At 38.9% G+C, this 458-nt stretch carries 1 protein-coding gene; it reads left to right on the forward strand.

Annotated elements, in window-relative coordinates; all coding sequences use genetic code 11:
* Positions 1-73: 73 nt before the first annotated feature.
* A complete protein-coding gene (locus K0039_RS21215) occupies positions 74-301 on the forward strand; it encodes a DUF1327 domain-containing protein (protein WP_033800916.1) in 228 nt (75 codons plus the stop codon).
* Positions 302-458 lie beyond the last annotated feature (157 nt).

A 458-nucleotide genomic window follows, 5' to 3' on the forward strand; every position in this document is an offset into this window, starting at 1 on the left:
TGGCTGGATCCAGCCGGGGCTGACTTATCTCAAATGGTGCATATAGTAAAAGAGAAAACAATTGAGGTGAAAAATGAAAAAATACGATATGACAGTTAAATCATTCCACATGGGGGATAAAAATGTTGTCGTTGTCCTTGGTATATATAATTATCAGATTCCATCAATGCTGTTGTTCAATATTGAAATAGATATTGAACGACGGGAAGATGCTACCATTCCGTTTTATGAGGCGCTGGCTTTAAAAAAAGCAGTCTCGCTAATCCATGAAATTTCTGATGATTTAGCAGTGGCTGCTTAGATTTTTATTTCAAAAATGGCTCAGGACTGGTATTGCCAAACATGGGTCTTACCGGTGGTTGCATGAGGGTATTGATGGCGACTTTAATCTCTGGTTTACCTGAGGTTGTGATTTTGCTCAGTTCGCTATGTAACCTGGTTTTAAGCTCATCACTGAA

Origin of the sequence: Terrisporobacter mayombei (genome assembly GCF_020748465.1) — a bacterium.
GTDB lineage: Bacteria > Bacillota > Clostridia > Peptostreptococcales > Peptostreptococcaceae > Terrisporobacter > Terrisporobacter mayombei.

Bases quoted from the DNA above. Each gene is read 5' to 3' on its own strand.
- K0039_RS21215 (WP_033800916.1), top strand. From the start codon at position 74: ATGAAAAAATACGATATGACAGTTAAATCATTCCACATGGGGGATAAA.